A 15,830-nucleotide genomic window follows, 5' to 3' on the forward strand; every position below is an offset into this window, starting at 1 on the left:
AGTTTTCAAGGTTCTACCGTCGCTTTCGTTCTTGGCTATCGGCGACTTTCATAGAATAGCACTTTTCGAAAGCGCTGTCAACAACTTTTTTTAATTTCTTTTGGGAGCTTCGGCTCAAGACTGCTTCCCAATCAGAACTTGCCGTGTTGACAGGTACATACTATACCAGATTAAAAAATCTTTTGCAAGCACTTTTTCTCTTTTTTTATTTTCTCTATTTTCACTTACTTCTACTAAGAAAACTGGCTGCCGCAAAACGGCAGCCAGTACTGATCTTATTCATCTACCTGATACTTAAAGTTATCAATGACCGGACGTTCGTCCTTTTTGCCTTCCCGCACATCTTCGGTAAGGAGGGCCTGGACGATAATCGCCATTTCCAGGCGCTTGCGCTGAATCTTGCAGCCATATTCATAGGGCTTTTCAATGGTGCCATTCACCAAGTCGGCGTTTGCGTGACAGCCGCCGCTACAGAAGAAGCGGGCCCAGCAGGTCCGGCACTCCTCTTTCTTCATAACGTGCATATGGCGGAAGTACTGAACCATATCTTTTTTCACAATACCCATATCTAAGGTGCCCATCTTATATTGTTCCCGTCCAACGAACTGATGGCAAGGATAGATATCCCCTTCTGGCGTAATGGCATAATACTCGTGACCAGCTCCGCAACCTGCAAGACGCTTGGCAACACAGGGCCCATTATCGAGGGCAACATTGAAGTGGAAAAAATCAAAGGGAATTCCCTTGCGTCTCTTATCAAGGTAGATTCGGGCGAGTTTTTCATATTCTTTATCAAGGATTTGCCAATCGTCTTCCGTAAGGACATAAGGTTCATTTGTCCCGACAACCGGTTCCATGGAAATTTCGGACCCCACCTCGAGCATAGCGAGAACATCATCGGCAAAATGCGGGTTGTAATGGGTATAGGTTCCCCGGAGATAATAGTTGCGTCCCCGCCGGCTTTCAATGACTTTCTTGAACCCTTCAACGGCCTTATCAAAAGAACCCAGATGCCCCGGATAAGGTCTCATATGATCGTGTGTCTTTTTGCTCCCGTCTAGACTAAGGACCAACATGACCCTGTTGTCATTGAGATAGGTTACGATTTCATCAGTAAGAAGCGTTCCGTTGGTGGTCAGCGTCAGCTTGATATTCTTTCCCGTTTCTTTTTCACGTTTGCGGACATAGTCCACAATGAATTTTACGACGGGCATATTCATAAGCGGTTCCCCACCAAAAAGGTCAAGTTCCAGATTATGGCGCTTTTTGCTTCCCTTGATGGCAAATTCGATGGCCTTTTGGGCTACTTCCTTGCTCATGAGGGCACGATGGCCGCCAAAGTCCCCCGTATCGGCAAAGCAATATCCGCAGCGCAGGTTGCAGTCATGGGCAACATGGAGACAGAGAGATTTGAGGATAGGTTCTTCGGCAAATGTATCGGGTACGGAAAAGTCTGGAGAAAAAAGGAGGCCTGCCTCCTGCAGTTCCTTTAGTTCCGCCAGGACTTCTTCCACATCGCTGTCCGCGTACTTTCCCTTGAAATGGGCCTTTGTCTCTTCCGGGTTGTTCCCATCATAGAACCCCAGGATATCATAAATCATCTTATCGATGATATGGACGGCGCCGCTATTGACGTCAAGGACCACATAGTGGTCATCTAAATGCATTCTATGGATCAGCAAACTGTTTCCGCCTTTCATGATGTCTTAACAGTAAACGTACTCCCCTTTTCATAAAAAAGAGGATATGAAATGTAGAAAGAAAAAGGCTCCCCGCTTAGGCAGGGAGCTGTTCTACAATACCTTAAGCCTTTTCGCAGACCTGGTTGCCTACCGTGCAGGACGTTTTGCAAGCAGACTGACAAGAAGCTGGGCATTCGCCACAGCCGCCGCTGCGCAGGGTCTTTTTCAGCATTTCTTTATTGACAGTTTTGATTCTCTTTGCCATCGTACATCCCTCCTGACTTTAAACTGAACTTTATTTTATCTGTTTTTAAGGCATTATGCAAGGGTCTTTACAAAACTCCCCAGGAACGCTGCTTTTGATTTACTTTTTATGATAATACCACAAGAGGAAACGATTGAGGTCATATCCCGTCTTTTCGTTCACCCAACTGATCAGTTGGGCCTTATAAAGGGCCCTTTTGAAATGCTCCAGATTTTTCGCCTTGTGATGAAAGACATTGACCCGGCGCAGGGTAAGCAGTCCATCCTGTTCCGTATTGGTCCCAATGAGCCCTGTTACGCCTGCCGCATAGCCGGCTTCCTTCACATCTTCGACAACCTCTTTATTATAGGCGCCATTGGGGTAGCTCAAGGTTACACCATTCGGCGAATAATATAGCCCCAGCATGTGGTCATGGCTCTTCTTGAGATCTGCTTTCCGTTCCTGGCGGGAGAGCAGTGGCAGAGGCTTGTGGATATAAGTATGAGAACCAAGTTCCCACCCATATTGGGCAAGCTTTACTTCCTCGTCCCAGGTTAGATAGCCCGGCCACCCTTCATACATTCCCGCCATGAACATATTCCCAATATAGCCATATTCCTTCATGATGGGGGCCGCATTGGTCAGGTTGTCAAGGTAGCCGTCATCGAAGATAAGGACACATTCCTTATGAAAGGAATCGCCCGCCTTTCTTCTGCTTGCATAGTCCCCTAACTTGATGGTCTTATACCCATTTTCCTTGAGATATTCCATTTGGGTCCGAAATTCATCGGTTGGCATGGAATAAAGATCTGACTTATCTTCCACTCGGTGATAGGCGAATATGGGCACGGACCGATCCCTAAAATCCAAGAAATCATGGACCGCCCATGCGCAGCCTGCCGCGACAGCAATAAGGCCCAACAGAATCCCCGTTTTTCGATTCATCTTACTCACGCGCTTCCTTCCCTATTTTTTCCGCAATCTGTTCCAATTTCTTCAGCCGATGATTCAGACCCGATTTTCCAATATGGCCTTCCGTCAGCGCTGCAAGTTCCCCCACAGCTAAGTCTTGGTGTTTTAAACGCAGACGCGCCGCCTCCTGCAAGTTCTCTGGAAGCTGATCCAATCCTACGGTACGGTCAATGGTCCGAATGGCAGCCAATTGGCGTACAGCAGCCTTGACGACCTTGTTGAGGTTTGCCGTTTCGCAATTGACGACCCGATTGACCTGATTCCTCATATCCTTTAAAACCCGAACGTTCTCAAATTCCAGATAGGAATGATGTGCGCCGATAAGGGAAAGGAAAGAAGCGATGGCATTGCCTTCCTTCAAGTAGACAACATAGGTATTTTTTCGGTCAATCACACGGGCTGGCAAATCAAACCCCTTCATTATTTTACAGATATACTCCCCCATGTCAAGGCGGTCCGTGATTAGTTCCAGATGATAATCACTGAGCGGGCGGCTTACAGAACCACCCGCAAGGAATACACCTCGAAGAAAGGATTTCTTGCACGCATTCTTTTTAAGAAGCGCGGCTCCCGCAAGGTCAAGGGGAGAAAGCAGGTGAAGTTCTCCCAAGGCTATCCGTGCCTCACTGCTGGGTACGACGTGGACTTGATAGCGATTGTTTTTCTTAAGTCTCGTGGACCGCGTCACAATGACTTCGGTCTGAACAGCAAAGTTATTTTTGAGCAGACGAAGGACGCGGCGTGCCAAAGCCGCATTTTCCGTCGTAAAATGAATGCCCACTTTTTGCCCTGATAGGGAAACGGATCCACTGATCCGCAAAAGTCCGAACAATTCAGCGCGTTCTCCTTCTTTTGCTTCAGAATCGAGCCGTGCAACTTCATTTTTCACATCACTGGCAAAGGACATGGATCATGACTCCTTTTCCGTGTTCTTTGCCGCCTTCCCATGACTGCGCAGTTCCTGCATAGTCTGGCGAGCAAAGAAATAATCAAAGAAACGTACGCCGCGTCCAAATAAACGCAGCCGATAGATGAGGGCAATGATGCATTTTGCCAGCTTCTGCGGGTTATGGCGAACCAGATCGCTATCATTCAGGAGTTTTGCCGGCACCGCCTCAATCCCTAGTTTTTCAATTTTGTCGATATCAGGGGAAACCGGTTCAGCCCCTTCTTCCTTATACTTGGCAATCTGTTCCGGTTTGGCTTTTTGAACATTGACAACCACATAATCCAGGGCCTGGGCTCCCATATGGTTCACCAAGGTCTCCACATGTTCATAGGCCCCGTAGCCATCGGTCTCACCGGGCTGGGTCATGACATTGCAGACATAGATCTTGACGGCCTTGCTCTTTACGACCGCATCCCGGATGCCCGGTACAATCAGGCTTGCGAGGACGCTTGTATAAAGGGATCCCGGCCCCAGAATAATGGCATCAGCATGCAGGATGGCATCAACGGCCCGCTGGGAAGCCTTCGGATTTTCCGGTTCTGTCATAAGCCAAACGATTTTATGAGGGGATGCGGTAATGGCCGATTCCCCAATGACAACGCTGCCGTCATCCATTTGGGCCTTGAGTTGGATGTTTTCCGATGTACTGGGCCAAACCCGTCCATGGACCTTGAGGATTTCACTGATGGCAGCAAGACCGTCTTCCATATTGCCTTCAAGATCACTCATGGCGGCAATAAAAAGGTTGCCCAGGCTGTGACCGGAAAGAAATTCACTGTCATGAAAACGATACTGCATGGCCCGTTCCATGACAGGCTCCGTGTCAGCAAGGGCCACCAGACAATTGCGCATATCCCCAGGGGGAATGATGCCCATTTCCTTGCGCAGCCGTCCAGATGAACCGCCGTCATCGGCCGTAGTCACAACCGCCGTACAGTTATTGGTAATGAGCTTGATTCCGCGCAGGAGCACTGACAGACCGGTACCTCCGCCGATGACAACAACAGATGGCCCTTTGTCCAGTTTCTGCTGCGTAAAGATCAGTTCCCGCAAGGATTCCTTTTCTCCGGGCATGACGGAACGGATGACCGTCTTGACGACACGGGCACCGCCATAACACATAAAGAAAATGCCCACAACGACGTTAAATAGGCCTAAGGCCGTAATGGTCGACTGATAGAATTCACCGCCTACATAAGAAATGAAATTAAAGACAAGCGCTTCAATCAGCCCGACAAACTGGTAATTGAAGATCAGGGTTACACCAACACAAGAAAGGACTGTCCCCAGACCGAAAAGAAAGAGCCACCGTTTGAGGTTAAGGCCTGGGTATAGCCACTTTATCCATTTCATAGGCACACTCCTCACGGGAATTATTTCTTCAAGAGATCTCGATGAATCACTTGGGCCTGGTACCCGCAGGATTCAATGAATCGCCCCAAGGCGTTGGCAACAAAGACCGAACGATGGTGACCGCCCGTGCAGCCCACGCCGATCATGAGCTGGCTCTTGCCTTCCTTCGTATATTCAGGAAGCAGGAACTCAATGAGATCATAGAGTTTCCGCAGAAAAGTCTGGGTCACGGGCGACTGTTCAATATAGGCCACGACATCGGCATCGTTACCATTTTTTTCCTTCAGTTCCGGTACATAAAAAGGATTTGGAAGGAAACGGACATCAAACATCATGTCGCAGTCAAGGGGCGTCCCGTGCTTAAAGCCAAAGGATTGGACTGCAATACTCATGGCGGGCAGGCTCCCGTCCCGTCCGTAAAGGGAAATGATCTTAGCCCGCAGCTCCTTGGTCGTCGTATGGGTCGTATCAATGATTGTCGTGGCCCGCCGACGGACATGGGAAAGAATCTGTCGTTCACGCGCAATATCAGCACTTAGGCCGCCCTTTCCAGCAAGAGGATGACGACGGCGCGTTTCCTTGTAACGGCGCACCAAAGTCTGGTCATCAGCGTCAAGGAAAACCAGTTCAAAGGGGATCTTCTCCCGGCTCAGCTGGTCGAGGACTTCCGTCAGTTCATCAAAGAACTTACCGCCCCTGATATCAGCTGCCAAGGCAAGCTGATCGGATTCATCACTGCGTTTCATGCACAGTTCGATGAATTTTGGGATAAAGGTCGGTGGCAGGTTATCGACGCAAAAGTATCCTAAGTCTTCCAAGGTCCGCATGACCTGGGTTTTCCCTGCCCCACTCATCCCCGTAATGATCAAATTTCTTGCCATGATGGATTCGCCCCCAATCAAAAGTACATTTCTCTTATTATAACTTTTTCACTTATATGCCGCAACAAATGCGGTGCGTGCGCGCCCCTTATTCCGGAACATCGACCTGATTGGTCATGACGCTGCGAAGAATAAGGCTGACCCCGGACTGGGTGTTGGAAGCCGTAATGATGCGGGCCGCTTTTTGAATTGTTTCCTTGGCATTTCCCATGGCAACACCTACGCCGGCATGGGCCACCATTTCATAGTCATTATCCGAGTCCCCCACAGTAAGAATCTCTTCTCGGGTAACTTCAAAGCGCTTCATTAAAAACTGAAGGGCCCGCCATTTATTGGTTTCAGGATCCGTAATTTCAAGGAAGCCTTTTGAGGAAGAAACGATTTTGATGGCATTGCCGTAGACGGTCACAAGGTGCCGCCGAATCGGTTCCGGGTCATCATCAATGACAAGCAATTTATGGGGCGCCTCGGCCAACTGGCGCAGGCCCGCACCAGCAACTTCAAAGGGAACACGGGAAAACTTGGCATAGTACTGTGCCTTGGCACAGTCAGCAGGAACCAAAAGGGTATCATTGACATAAGCCTGAACATAGATATCCTGATCAAGCAGTTCCCCGACAATGCATTTTGCCGTTTCAAGGGCAAGGGGCCAATGGGCCAGTGTCTTTCCCGTGGAAGGGTCTTTCACGAGGGCCCCGTTATAAGTCACAAGAGGCAGTTTGATTCCCAGTTCCTGAGCATAACTTAAAGCCGATCGATACATCCGGCCTGTTGCCAGTGTGACGAGATAGCCTCGGTCAATCGCTTCCCTGACAGCCTCCCGATCTTTCTGAGAAATATTTTTTTCTTCATCAAGCAAGGTCCCGTCGAGGTCCATGGCAATCATCTTGAGGATATTAGACATCAGCGCTTCTCCTTTCTGAAAAAAGAAAAGCTGTCCTGCCTCAGGAGCAGAACAGCCTTGTGTCAATCGGTTAGCCTTCTTCAAACTGATCTTTGCCTACGCCGCAAAGAGGGCAGGTCCAATCATCGGGCAGATCTTCAAATTTGGTGCCCGGTGCAATTCCGCGATCGGGATCACCAGCAGCTTCATCGTAGACATAACCACAAACTTGGCAAACATATTTTTTCATATCGGATTTACCCCTTTTCTGTATTTGTTGACAATCGAATTATACCAAAGGCTTTCCCCTGTTTCAAGCCTTTTCGTAAAATTTTTTAAAGTAATTTTTATTTAATAAATGTTCTTTTATCAGAAGCAGATGCATGCAGGAAAGCAAAGAGTTTTTCCGCAGCTGTCCGAGTCATGGTAGGAACTGCTTCAAGATCCTCAACACTTGCTTCCCGCATCTTTTCCAAAGAAGCAAACCGCTGCCAGAGAGCAGCCCGCCGTTTAGGGCCAATCCCCTCGATATGATCAAGGACAGAAACAAGATTGCGCTTAGCAAGCCTTTTCCGATGATAGGTAATGGCAAAGCGATGGGCCTCATCACGGATATGCTGGATGAGATGCAGAGCCGCTGAGGATTTATCAAGAAGGATGCTTTCATGGGCCCCTTCCGTAAAAATTTCCTCTTCCCTTTTGGCAAGACCGATAACGCGTACATCTCCAAGCCCCACACCGCGGATGACTTCAAGAGCCGAGCTTAACTGTCCTTTGCCTCCATCTATGATGATGAGACTGGGAATATCCTCCGCGTCCTTATACCGGCGATAGACGACTTCCTGCATGGATTTGAAATCGTCCGGCTTGCCTTCTGTAGAACGCAGTTTATACCGCCGATAATCCTTTTTCGAAGGGCTGCCATTGCGAAAGACCACCATGGATGCCACAGTTTCCGCCCCTTGATTATGGGATATATCAAAGCAATCCATCCGTTCCAAGGGGCCTGTCATGCCGATGGCGTGAGCCAAGTCCTCAGCAGCCTCTTCTGCCGGCTTTAGAGCAAGTCGTCCCTTCCGGAGACGTTCATCAAGGTTTTTCTTGGCATTTTCCTCCGCCATGAGGATGAGATCATGCTTAATGCCCCGCTGAGGGACAAGGATGGTGACATTTTTCTCATTTTTCTCCGTAAGCCACTGGGAAAGCAGGGCCCGGTCCTTATCAAAAAGGCCGCTTGACGTAATGATTTCCTTGGGGGGCCGATGCTCTTCCTGATAATATTCCCTAATGAAAGCAGAGAGGATTTCTGCTGCGGGTTCCCCTTTTTCATCATCAAGAAAGAAACTGTCCCGGCCCAATATCTTACCATTTCGCACAAAGAAGACTTCCAGGCAGACTCCTGTGTCATCCACCGCAAGACCTATGACATCACGGTCCCCGCTTTCTGTCGTTGCTTTCTGGGATTCTTCCAGCTTATTGAGGCTAAGAAGGGAGTCCCTGTATTGGGCTGCCTTTTCATATTCCATCTTGTCCGACGCGTCCTGCATTTTTTTCGTCAGCTGGCGCCGCAGTTCCGTGACCTTCCCATCCATAAGAAGAAGCACCTCATCAACGAGCTTCCTATACTCACTAAGGGGGACCTTTCCCGTACAAGGAGCCAGACAGCGATGAAGATGGTACTGGAGGCAGGGCCGTTTGACATTCATGCTGCGGCAGTGACGCAGGGGAAACATGGAACGGATGAGACGCATGGTTTCCCTTAAGGCCCCTACATCGGCATAGGGGCCGTAGTACTTGGCTCCATCTTTTTGAACGCGGCGCGTAATGTACATACGGGGATAAGCTTCATCGACCGTAATCTTGAGATAGGGGTAGGTCTTGTCGTCCTTGAGCTCGATATTATAACGGGGCCGGTACTTCTTGATGAGGTTGCATTCCAAGATAAGGGCTTCCATTTCGCTGGCGCAGACAATGGTCTCAATGGAATCAACATGGGCATTGATGGCCCGCACTTTCGGGGAAACCTGACTTGCCTTGCGAAAATAACTCCGCACTCGATTCTTTAGGATGACAGCCTTGCCGACATAGATAACCCGGCCCGCTGCATCATGCATGATATAAACGCCGGGCGCATCGGGAAGGACCTTCAAGGTCTCAGCAATGCGTTCATTCATTTAAGGATCCTCTTTATATACTGTCCTGTGTAGGATTCCGGTACCGCAGCAAGCTCTTCGGGGGTTCCCACAGCAACGATGCTGCCGCCCCTGTCCCCGCCTTCCGGACCCAGGTCGATGAGATAATCGGCCGATTTGATGACATCGAGATTATGCTCGATAACGACAACCGTACTGCCCGAATCAACCAGGCGTTCCAAGACCTGGAGCAGCTTATGGACATCAGCCATATGAAGTCCCGTCGTTGGCTCATCCAAGATATAGAGCGTCCGTCCCGTATTGGTCTTGGAGAGTTCCGCCGCAAGTTTGATGCGCTGCGCCTCCCCGCCGGACAGGGTCGTCGCCGACTGTCCCAGGCGGATATAGCCCAGGCCCACATCTTCAAGGACTTGGAGTTTCTTCAAGATTCGCTGATGGTTGCTGAAATAATCACAGGCTTCCGTAACGGTCATGTTAAGGACATCAGAAATATTCTTACCCTTATAATGGACTTGAAGCGTATCCCGATTATATCGCGTGCCCCGACAGACTTCACAGGGGACATAGACATCGGGAAGGAAATTCATTTCAATTTTCAGCATGCCGTCACCATGGCAGGCCTCGCAGCGGCCGCCCTTTACATTAAAGCTGAAGCGGCCTGGTTTATAGCCCCGAACCTTGGCTTCATTCGTCGTTGCAAAAAGGGCTCGGATGAGATCAAAGGTTCCCGTATAGGTCGCCGGATTGGAACGAGGCGTCCGTCCAATAGGACTCTGATCGATATTAATGATCTTATCGATATACTGGACCCCCATGATCCTATCATGGGCAAGGGGGCGCTGCCGAGCCCCCATGAGTTTTTGGGCAAGGCCGCGGTAAAGGATGTCATTCACAAGGGTACTCTTGCCGCTGCCGCTGACACCGGTCACAACGGTCAGGGTCCCCAAAGGAATGGAGACATCGATGTCTTTAAGGTTGTTGGCCCGTGCCCCTTTGACTATTATTTTCTTGCCATTTCCTTTACGGCGGACCTTGGGAACAGGAATCTTTTTCCGACCGCTGAGATAATCGCCTGTGACAGACCCTTTGACCTTCATGATTTCCTTTGCTGTTCCCTGAGCAACAACCTGTCCCCCGTTTTCGCCGGCGCCAGGTCCAATATCGATGATCTGGTCAGCTGCAAGCATCGTATCTTCATCATGTTCGACAACAAGGAGGGTGTTTCCCAAATCACGAAGATGCTTGAGGGTGGAAAGAAGTTTGTCATTATCCCGTTGGTGAAGGCCGATACTCGGTTCATCAAGGATGTAGAGTACACCGACAAGCCCGGAACCAATCTGTGTTGCAAGGCGGATCCGCTGGGCCTCGCCGCCGGAAAGAGTAGCCGCTGCCCGGCTAAGGGTGAGGTAATCGAGACCGACATTGTTAAGGAAAGAAAGGCGGGCCCGAATTTCCTTAAGGATTTCCTTTGCAATGAAAGCGTCACGGTCGCTGAGGGAAAGCTCTTCAAAAAACTTCAGGCATTCCCTGACGGGCATTTGGCACACTTCATTGATATTGTGTCCACCCACCGTAATTCCGAGGACTTCCGGACGCAGTCGGGCCCCGTGGCAGGTGTGGCATTCAATGGCCGTCATAAAGGATTCATAATCAAGACGCTGACTTTCGCTCATGGCATCCTTGAGCCGATGCTTCAAAATAGGAATGATTCCCTCAAAAGCGGTCGTATGGGGATGGACCTCTCCCATAAGGTTTTCATAAAGAAAGGTAAAGTGCTCATCAGGGATTCCTTCCAGCAGCTCTTTCTGCACCTTTTTAGGAAGGTCGTTCCACGTATTTTTAAGGGAAAACCCCCGCGATTTCAAGACTTCGGCAAACTGGCAAAGAAAATAGGACTTCGGGTTGCTGCTCATGGCGGCAATGGCTCCGTCTTCAAAGGGCACGTCCTTGTTCGGGATCACAAGATCCACGTCAAATTCCATATGCATGCCAAGCCCCATACAGTCCGGACAGGCCCCATACGGAGCATTAAAGGAAAAAAGACGGGGCTCGATCTCCGGAAGGGAAATGTTGCAGTCCGGACAGGCAAACTTTTCGCTGTAGACTTCAGTCTTGCCGCCAATTATTTCGATTTCCACTGTTCCTTCGCCAAGTTTCAGAGCCGTTTCCAAGGATTCGGACAGGCGCCCGGCAAGGGTTGGCCGACTGATGAGACGGTCGACAACGACAGAAATATAATGTTTCTTTTTCTTATCAAGCGTGATGTCCTCATCAAGGGTACGGATTTTCCCATCCACCTTGACCCGTACATAACCGTCACGGCGGACTTCATTGAAAACCTGCTTATGCTCTCCCTTACGGCCCCATACAAGGGGTGCCAGGACCATAAATTTCGTACCTTCCGGCAGTTCCAGGACTTTATCGGCAATCTGTTGGGGACTTTGGCGCTGAATGACCTTTCCGCAATGCGGACAATGGGGCACGCCAATGCGTGCAAACAAAAGACGCAAATAATCATAGATTTCCGTTACCGTTCCCACCGTAGACCGCGGATTGCGGCTTGTAGTCTTCTGGTCAATGGAAATTGCGGGGCTGAGGCCGCCAATATAATCTACATCAGGCTTATCCATCTGTCCCAAAAACTGGCGGGCATAGGCTGACAAGGACTCAACATAGCGCCGCTGGCCTTCGGCATAGATGGTATCAAAAGCAAGGGACGATTTGCCGCTGCCCGACAGTCCTGTAATGACAACGAGTTTATTGCGGGGAATCGTCAGGGATATATTCTTTAGGTTGTGCTGACGCGCCCCCTGGATGACAATTTCATTTTCGCTCATGGCGTTTACTGATTTCTCCTTTGATCAAAATCATTTGGTCACGATATTCAGCCGCCAGTTCAAAATCAAGCTGCTTGGCGGCTGCTTTCATATTCTTTTCGATAAGTTTCACTTGTTTCTGCAAGGCCTTTTCAGAAAGCTTCTTCAGGGAATCCACGCCGCCTGCTTTCACAGTGCCGCCGTCTTCTTCCACTTTGGTGAGCTTGATGAGCTCCACGACCTTCTTTTCAATGGTCTTCGGCACGATCCCGTGAGCTTTGTTATAGGCTTCCTGCTTGGCCCGCCGCCGTTCCGTCTCTTCAATGGCACGCTGCATGGATCCAGTCATGACATCGGCATACATGATGACCCGGCCGTGGGCATTGCGGGCGGCTCGGCCAATGGTCTGGATCATTGCAGTATCGCTGCGCAGGAACCCTTCCTTATCAGCATCCAAGATAGCCACAAGGGAAACTTCCGGCATATCAAGCCCTTCGCGCAAGAGGTTGATGCCGACTAGGACATCAAATTCCCCTGCCCGAAGATCACGGATGATCTCGGCGCGGTCAATGGTTGCAATATCACTATGGAGATAACGGACACGGATTCCTGACGCGGCAAGGTACTCTGTCAAGTCTTCAGCCATTTTCTTTGTGAGGGTCGTGACAAGGATGCGTTCCCCGGCCTCCGCCACTTTATGGATTTCTCCCAGAAGGTCATCAATTTGACCCTTGATGGGACGAACCTCGATTTTCGGATCAAGAAGGCCTGTCGGACGGATAATTTGTTCTACAACCTGCTCGGCATGATCCAGTTCATAGGCTGCCGGGGTTGCAGACACATAGATAATCTGTCCCCGTTCCTTTTGGAATTCATCAAAGGTCAAGGGCCGGTTATCAAGGGCTGACGGCAGGCGGAATCCATAGTTTACAAGCTGTTCCTTACGGGAACGGTCGCCTGCGTACATGGCCCGCAGCTGAGGCAGGGTCACATGACTTTCATCAATGACAGTAAGAAAATCATCTGGGAAATAATTGACCAGCGTAAAAGGCGGCTCCCCAGCCTTGCGTCCTGTCAAATGCCGGGAATAGTTTTCAATACCGCTGCAATAGCCCATTTCTTCCATCATTTCAAGGTCATAATTGGTCCGCTGTTCGAGGCGTTCGGCCTCAAGGAGTTTTCCTTCTTCATGCAGGACGGTAAGCCGCGCCTTCAGTTCTTTCCGGATATCTCCGCGGGCCCGTTCCAAATTCTCATCACTGGTCACATAATGACTCGCTGGGAAGATGGCCACATGGGTCCTTTTATCGATTACGTCTCCTGTAAGGACATCGATTTCCATGATGCTGTCCACTTCATCACCAAAAAGCTCAATACGGATGCCCTTTTCGTTGTAGCTGGAAGGAATGACTTCAATGACATCACCGCGGGCCCGAAAAGAACCGCGCTGCAGGACCAGGTCATTTCGTTCATAACGAATCTTGACAAGTTTTTCCAAGATGGCATCGCGATCGACCTCTTGCCCAACACGGAGGGAAAGGACGCTGTCATAGTAATCCTTTGGTGCACCTAGGCCATAGATGCAGGAAACAGAAGAGACAACAATGACATCACGCCGCTCAAACAGCGCACTTGTTGCAGAATGGCGCAGCTTATCGATTTCATCGTTGATGGATGAATCTTTCTCAATATAGGTATCTGTTGCCGGAATATAGGCTTCGGGTTGGTAGTAATCGTAGTAGGATACAAAGTATTCCACTGCGTTATGTGGGAAAAAGGCCTTGAATTCGCTAGCAAGCTGGGCTGCCAAGGTCTTATTGTGAGCAATGACCAAGGTAGGCCGCTGTACCTTTTGGATCATCTGGGCAATGGTAAAAGTCTTGCCAGTACCCGTTGCCCCCAAAAGGACCTGCGTATCCATTCCTTCTTTCACCCCTTTGGCGAGGGCCTCAATGGCCTCAGGCTGATCACCGGACGGTGCAAAGGGGGCTTCCAATTGAAAGTCCATGAAAGGGCTCCTTTCCATAAAAATGAAGCAAGAGGTACTGTCCCCCAACTTCCTTATATTCTTAGAAGATTGATTCACGTTAAAGAAGGCATACAAAACCAAGGGCATCTCCCTTCTTAGGCAATGTCCTTTTGCTCATTATACCACATCAGAGTACTAGGGGATACGGTTCTTCCTCTTTTTCCCCTGACTGCGGCGGCTTTCCACAGTGATGAAAGCGTAGGCCGGCTAAAATCACAAAAGGTGTGAAAAAATGAGACAAATACGATATAATAGTTTCATTACGATGATGGAACATAGCCGGTTCCATTCCCAGAAAGGATGATGGAAGCTCTTGCAGATCAAGAAATATCTCTTAGGAAGCGCGGCAGCGCTCTTACTATTTTCAGGCCTTGCGGCTGCCTCTCCCAAGATCATCTACATTCCCTTGGACAACCGTCCTGTAAACCTTGAATATACGGTCGATACGGCCAAAGCAGCCGGTTATCCCCTGACTGTCCCGCCGGAGAAATATCTTTCCAACCATAAGAGCGTCGGCGACAACGAGGGCCTTTGGGAATGGTTGGAAACCGAAGCCCCTCACGCCGAGGCCGCTGTCATTGCAACGGACAGTCTCAACTACGGGGGCCTTGTCGCCTCAAGGAAGCATCATCACCTGGAAAAATACCTCCGGGGAAAAATTGTGCGCCTCGACACGCTCCACAAAAATAATCCTGGCCTTAAGATCTACGCGTTCAGTACAATCATGCGGACGCCCCGTCAAAGTGTGGCCTCTGTTGAACCCGCCTATTATGAGACATATGGGCCCAAGATCTTCCGTCTTTCCCAACTGGCGGACAAGGAGGACATGGAAGGCCTTACGGAAACAGAAGAGCGGGAAAAAAACCAGCTGACCCTTTCCATTCCGGCAAATGATCTAAAGGATTGGCGTACGAGGCGTCTGGTGAATCTCCAGACCAATAAACGCCTTATCCGCATGGCCCAGCGGGATGGCTTTCATTTTCTTGCCATCGGCAAGGATGATGACGCCCCCCTTTCCCAGACCCACATGGAAGCACGCATCCTGGAAAATTTGGGAAACGGCATGAATAAGAAACAGTTCCAAATTGTCCCTGGAGTCGACCAGCTGGGACTCACCTTGGTCACGCGGGCCATCAACGAAATCCGCGGCGATAAGCCCGCAGTCTATCCACTTTTTGCTCCTGGGACAGGAGGCAGCACCGTTCCCTTGTATACAGATGAAAGTGCCGAAAATTCGGTACATAACCAGATTATCGCCATTGGCGGCAAGATTGCTTCAAGCACTAAAAAAGCAGACCTCATCCTTGCAGTCAACACACCGGATGATGGTATTTGCCGCGATTCCACAGCCAATGAGAATGCCCCCTACAGCAACCGCGCCAACAAGGAATTTGCTGCCCAGATTGCGGACCTTGAACGCATGAAGCCCATTGCCTTGGCCGACATTGCCTATGCCAATGGCGCCGATAACGGATTTATGGAAGCGCTCTCCCATAAAAAAGCCCTGCTTGACCTTACGGCCTATTCTGGATGGAATACATCGGACAACAGCATCGGCTTTGCCCTTTCCCAAGGAATCTTGGCCAAACGAATGTCTGAACCAGACCGGCTCCGCCTGCTCAAGATCCGGCTCCTTGATGACTGGATCTATCAAGCCAATGTGCGTTACCGTGTATCCCTTGAAATGGACCGTCACAATGTAAAACTCAAGTATGATCTTGGAAAATATTATAACAAGATCCTTAGCCGGACAAATCGGCTCTTCAAGACCTACATCAGTGATGAACCGGACGTAAAAGGAACCGATTATACCATCGAGTTTCCTTGGAACCGCATGTTTGAAGTTTCCGTCCGCGTCAATCCATAAC

General features: G+C 49.7%; 12 protein-coding genes. 1 reads left to right on the top strand and 11 read right to left on the bottom strand.

What is annotated here, in order from left to right; translation table 11 throughout:
* Positions 1-275 precede the first annotated feature (275 nt).
* The 11 genes from scfB to uvrB form a co-directional block, all read right to left on the bottom strand.
* Positions 276-1,700, bottom strand: coding sequence for a thioether cross-link-forming SCIFF peptide maturase (gene scfB, locus HMPREF1246_RS04490; RefSeq protein ID WP_014128023.1), 1,425 nt, complete (start codon positions 1,698-1,700; stop codon positions 276-278).
* A 103-nt stretch (positions 1,701-1,803) separates the two neighbouring features.
* Positions 1,804-1,947: a six-cysteine ranthipeptide SCIFF gene (gene scfA / locus HMPREF1246_RS10260; RefSeq protein WP_009015611.1), complete on the bottom strand. Its 144-nt coding sequence runs from the start codon at positions 1,945-1,947 to the stop codon at positions 1,804-1,806.
* A gap of 99 nt (positions 1,948-2,046) precedes the next feature.
* The gene (locus tag HMPREF1246_RS04495) at positions 2,047-2,871 is read right to left on the bottom strand and encodes a polysaccharide deacetylase family protein (RefSeq protein WP_226828496.1); all 825 of its coding nucleotides are present in this window, start codon (positions 2,869-2,871) and stop codon (positions 2,047-2,049) included.
* Position 2,872: 1 nt separating this feature from the next.
* Positions 2,873-3,805 carry a DNA-binding protein WhiA gene (gene whiA / locus HMPREF1246_RS04500; protein WP_009015613.1) on the bottom strand — a complete coding sequence of 311 codons (933 nt, stop codon included), beginning with the start codon at positions 3,803-3,805 and terminating at the stop codon, positions 2,873-2,875.
* Between the two features lie 3 nt (positions 3,806-3,808).
* The gene (gene yvcK, locus HMPREF1246_RS04505) at positions 3,809-5,200 is read right to left on the bottom strand and encodes a YvcK family protein (RefSeq protein ID WP_021736857.1); all 1,392 of its coding nucleotides are present in this window, start codon (positions 5,198-5,200) and stop codon (positions 3,809-3,811) included.
* A 20-nt stretch (positions 5,201-5,220) separates the two neighbouring features.
* Complete coding sequence (rapZ, locus tag HMPREF1246_RS04510; RefSeq protein WP_016459751.1) at positions 5,221-6,081, bottom strand: RNase adapter RapZ; 861 nt, start codon at positions 6,079-6,081, stop codon at positions 5,221-5,223.
* A gap of 88 nt (positions 6,082-6,169) precedes the next feature.
* Positions 6,170-6,985 (bottom strand): Cof-type HAD-IIB family hydrolase, encoded by an 816-nt coding sequence (locus tag HMPREF1246_RS04515; RefSeq protein ID WP_009015616.1) that lies wholly within the window; start codon positions 6,983-6,985, stop codon positions 6,170-6,172.
* A 70-nt stretch (positions 6,986-7,055) separates the two neighbouring features.
* Positions 7,056-7,214, bottom strand: a complete 159-nt coding sequence (rd, locus tag HMPREF1246_RS04520; RefSeq protein WP_009015617.1) for a rubredoxin — start codon at positions 7,212-7,214, stop codon at positions 7,056-7,058.
* Positions 7,215-7,311: 97 nt separating this feature from the next.
* Positions 7,312-9,138, bottom strand: coding sequence for an excinuclease ABC subunit UvrC (gene uvrC, locus HMPREF1246_RS04525; RefSeq protein WP_021736833.1), 1,827 nt, complete (start codon positions 9,136-9,138; stop codon positions 7,312-7,314).
* Positions 9,135-11,954 (bottom strand): excinuclease ABC subunit UvrA, encoded by a 2,820-nt coding sequence (uvrA, locus tag HMPREF1246_RS04530; protein ID WP_021736844.1) that lies wholly within the window; start codon positions 11,952-11,954, stop codon positions 9,135-9,137. Before uvrA ends, uvrC begins: the two co-directional genes overlap by 4 nt.
* Positions 11,941-13,941 (bottom strand): excinuclease ABC subunit UvrB, encoded by a 2,001-nt coding sequence (gene uvrB / locus HMPREF1246_RS04535; RefSeq protein ID WP_021736847.1) that lies wholly within the window; start codon positions 13,939-13,941, stop codon positions 11,941-11,943. The genes uvrA and uvrB overlap by 14 nt, the downstream gene beginning before the upstream one ends.
* Before the next feature lie 334 nt (positions 13,942-14,275).
* Between uvrB and HMPREF1246_RS04540 the strand changes: the two genes are divergently transcribed.
* Positions 14,276-15,829 (top strand): DUF4127 family protein, encoded by a 1,554-nt coding sequence (locus HMPREF1246_RS04540; RefSeq protein ID WP_009015621.1) that lies wholly within the window; start codon positions 14,276-14,278, stop codon positions 15,827-15,829.
* The last annotated feature ends 1 nt before the right edge of the window (position 15,830 follow it).

The sequence above is a fragment of the Acidaminococcus sp. BV3L6 genome, from assembly GCF_000468835.1.
Lineage (GTDB): Bacteria > Bacillota > Negativicutes > Acidaminococcales > Acidaminococcaceae > Acidaminococcus > Acidaminococcus intestini.